Annotated in this window: 4 protein-coding genes; all 4 read right to left on the bottom strand. The window is 61.8% G+C overall.

Annotated features, from left to right (window positions below; genetic code table 11):
* A partial coding sequence (locus ACQY7U_RS09645) for a pseudouridine synthase (protein WP_428643885.1) occupies positions 1 to 476 on the bottom strand: 476 nt, incomplete at its 3' end.
* 109 nt (positions 477 to 585) lie between these two features.
* Positions 586 to 867, bottom strand: a complete 282-nt coding sequence (locus tag ACQY7U_RS09650) for an aa3-type cytochrome c oxidase subunit IV (RefSeq protein WP_428643886.1) — start codon at positions 865 to 867, stop codon at positions 586 to 588.
* A gap of 176 nt (positions 868 to 1,043) precedes the next feature.
* Positions 1,044 to 2,423, bottom strand: a complete 1,380-nt coding sequence (locus ACQY7U_RS09655; protein ID WP_428643888.1) for an ABC1 kinase family protein — start codon at positions 2,421 to 2,423, stop codon at positions 1,044 to 1,046.
* A 111-nt stretch (positions 2,424 to 2,534) separates the two neighbouring features.
* Positions 2,535 to 3,434, bottom strand: coding sequence for a heme-dependent oxidative N-demethylase family protein (locus ACQY7U_RS09660; protein WP_428643890.1), 900 nt, complete (start codon positions 3,432 to 3,434; stop codon positions 2,535 to 2,537).
* Between the last annotated feature and the right edge of the window lie 153 nt (positions 3,435 to 3,587).

Raw genomic sequence — 3,587 nt, forward strand, 5'->3', positions numbered from 1 at the left:
AAGAGCCGGACGCGGGTAGTTCGCTCCCGTCTTTCCAGCACCTGCCAGCGGGTCAGCGCCGGTTTGCCGTGTTCGAAGCTGACCATCTGCTTCGGCCGGTTGGGCCAGTCGCAGATGAGCGGAAGATCGACCTCACCTTCATCGGCGGACATCAGCCCCCAGACTTCGGCAATGTAGGATTTACGGGTCTTGCGTCTTTCGAACTGCAAACCCAGATGGCGGTGCGCGGCGGGGTTCATCGCCAGCACCATCACACCGGACGTGTCCATGTCGAGACGGTGCACGATCCGCGCCTCAGGCCAGGCGGCCTGTGCCCGGCTCTCCAGGCAATCGGAATGCTCAGCGGCTTTTCCCGGAACGCTCAAGAGCCCGCTCGGCTTGTCTACGACAAGCAGCTCCTCATCCCGGTGCAGGACCTGGAGATAAGGGTCCACCGGCGGATCATAGACAAAGGAGGCTGGTGCGGACTGGTTCATGGCGTTCGTTGCAAATGGATAAGGCGCGGAACAAGCCGCGCCTTCTCAATTCATGTCCCTCGGACCTGGATCCGGCAGTGTCCGCACCTAAGGTCCGGGCGCGCGGTCCTCAGACCGTCAGAATCGCCAGAATGCCGGTTGCCACGAAAACGGCAGCAGGCGGGATCCAGCCGGAAGACCCGATGGCGACGCCGATGGCAGCCGCCACGATCAGGGCGATAAGCATCAGCCAGCCAAATACGGTTGCGGCCGTGCCGCCGAACGAGAACAGGATCAGGCACAGCACGATGTTCAGAACGGCGATGGTCCCGACCTTGGCGAAGTTGATAAACCCTTCGTAGGTCCGCTCGTGCGCTTCGTAATCCATTGCGGGAGTGATTTCGTCAGACATAAAGTCCCCCAGGAAATTCGACAGTTGGCAGCCTACATACAATAAAGTTTTCAGGTTCGGCAATGTGCCAAAGTGCAGATTCCGGCTTTGCAGACGCGACTTTTTGACATCTCGCGCTTTTCCCTGCCTAAACAGCCCTTCCGCGCGGCAGTCCGCCCGGAACCGGAAGGCCCGAGTCAGGCTGCATGCGGCGTACCGGTGAGCCCCGCGGCCGCGAGCACCTCGTCCTGCCGCCTGCGCACGGTGGCCGCCTCGAAGCCTTCGATCTGCTCATTGAAGAGTTGAAAGAAGTTCAGCTCCGCACGCAGATGCAGGAAGACACCGCCAAGGCCGATGGCGGCCCGGTCCATGAAGACGAATTCCTGCGGCACGGTCACGGGCCCCAGTTCCTTCAGTGCCGTATGCACCTTGAAAGCCTCCCTGCGGCCGTATTCCGCCGCCGAAACACCATCGGCCAGCGAGCGGACCCGGTCGCTCAGGAGCGGTCCGTAGATAAACCGCGCCCAGATGTTGAGAACCTCAATGATCTCCTTCTTGAGATTCTTGAAACCCCAGCGCTCATAGGCGGAGACCACCCGGTCATTGTCCTCTTCCAGGAGCCCGCGATAAAGCTCGACGACCCCCTCGACGAATGCCTCGGGGAAGATGCGGATACAGCCGTAATCCAGCAGATTGATACCCGCCGGCCGCCCGTCCTCCTCAAAGACAGTGTAGTTACCGAGATGCGGGTCTCCGTGAATGACGCCGAAATGGCTGAAAGGGTGCCACCAGGCGTGGAACATGGTCTTTGCCAGGAGATTGCGCTCTTGCTGATCGTGCTCCTTGAACGCGAGCAGAGGCTTGCCTTCGAGCCAGCCCATGGTGAGAAGGCGGCCCGTCGACAAATCGTCAATGACGTCCGGGACGCGTATCCGGTTGTTGTCGGCCAAGATCCGGCTGTACATGGCGATATGCGCGGCCTCGCGGGCATAATCGAGTTCCTCGCGGACGCGGGCGCCGATTTCCTTGGCGATTTCGCGCGTGTCGATCGCCGGGCTCATGCGACGGTGCAGGGAAAACAGCATCTGCAGCTGTTTCAGGTCCGCCTCCACGGCCGAGGCCATGTCCGGATACTGAAGCTTGCAGGCCAGCGCCCTGCCATCGTGACCGGTGGCGCGGTGAACCTGGCCGAGGGAGGCAGCCGCCGCCGGTTCCCTGCCGAATTCGGCAAATCTTTTCTGCCAGTCTGCCCCGAGTTCCGCCCGCATCCGCCGCTTGACGAAGGCCCAGCCCATGGGCGGTGCGCTCGCCTGAAGCTTGGCAAGTTCGGTGGTGTATTCCGGCGGCAAAACGTCGGGGATCGTGGAGAGCAGCTGCGCCACTTTCATCAGCGGACCTTTCAGGCCGCCGAGTGCAGCCGCAAGGTCGGCGGCGTTCCGGGCGTTGTCGAGTTCCATGCCGAAAAGTTTCGCGCCTGCAACCTTGGCGGCGATGCCGCCCATGTTGGTGCCAACCTTCGCATAGCGGCCCATGCGGGCGCTCAGGCGGTTGCTTTCCCGGTCCTTGGATTGCGGCATCTGGCGGCAGGCTCCCCGTTCAAGTCAGACAAGACGTCAACGCCAACATAGGACTTCCGGCGTCGATATCCAGTTCCTGCGAAGGCGGCGGTGCTGCTCCCGGACCACCGCTTATGCAGCCAATCTCTTCAAGGCCTCCGCCAAAGCAATCCGGGTTTCAGCCAGTCCCTTGTAGTTCACCTGATCAGCATCGAGCGCCAGAAGCTGTTGCCGCAGTCCTTCGGCAAGCTGCGCGCAATTCTGCAACCCCTCAAGCGCGGACAGCGGGTCGTGGTGCACCTTGATCGTGAACAGGATGTCGCCGGTGCCCGGCAGGCGTCGCAGGGTCTGGCGCTCCACCCGGATGAAAAGCCGGGCGAGCGCATTGTCGCTGCCGTCAAGCTGCACCTGCCTCGGCTCGGGATGATGCAGCTGAGCGTCCGGATAGACCGACCAGTTGAAACGGCCGACAAGCTGCCCGGCTTTGAGATTGTCGAAGAGGCGGGCCACCATCTGCCCCATGCGGGAGTTATTGAAACCGGGCACTGTTTCGTGGATGCCGCTCATGGTCTGGCCGAACTTCTCGGCAAGCGACCAGGACGACGGGAAACAGAGAGAGGCCGCGGCAAGCCGGTAGCCGCCGGGCCCTGGCCGCATAAGGACAAGATCCTCCTGAACAAGCCGTGAGGCCGTCAGAAGGGCCGGCCTATCGCCCAGCGAAACATCCCCGGAGCTTCCGGAAATACTCACCCCACCAACGTGAAACCGGTGAGTTCGGCAATGAAACCGCTGCAGATTGTCCGCGATGAGATCCAGCACTTCCTGCTGGGCCGCATCCGTATCGGGCTCGGCCCGGAACACCGTCTCCAACCGGTCCGCAAACAGCCGCTTCTTCTCGGCAAGATACCGGCCGAGATGCTGATCGGATTCCAGAAACTCGTCTTCCTCCAGTGGCTTCAGCCCAACCGTGAACGGTTGGCTGGAGCCGTCATAGGGTGTGTGCTGGAAAGGAGGCGTGGACCTCTTTGTCATTCCGTTTTGCCTGCCTCAAGCCCGGTCGAGTTCTTCCAGTTCGTCGATGATGCGCTCGATCACCGAAAGTCCCTTCTTCCAGAAACCCGGATCCGTCGCGTCGAGGCCGAAGGGGGCCAGAAGCTCGGAATGGTGCTTGGTGCCACCGGCCTT

Source organism: Roseibium sp. (assembly GCF_050301095.1).
Classification (GTDB): Bacteria; Pseudomonadota; Alphaproteobacteria; order Rhizobiales; family Stappiaceae; genus Roseibium.

Bases quoted from the DNA above. Each gene is read 5' to 3' on its own strand.
- ACQY7U_RS09650 (WP_428643886.1), bottom strand. From the start codon at position 867: ATGTCTGACGAAATCACTCCCGCAATGGATTACGAAGCGCACGAGCGG.
- ACQY7U_RS09655 (WP_428643888.1), bottom strand. From the start codon at position 2,423: ATGCCGCAATCCAAGGACCGGGAAAGCAACCGCCTGAGCGCCCGCATG.
- ACQY7U_RS09660 (WP_428643890.1), bottom strand. From the start codon at position 3,434: ATGACAAAGAGGTCCACGCCTCCTTTCCAGCACACACCCTATGACGGC.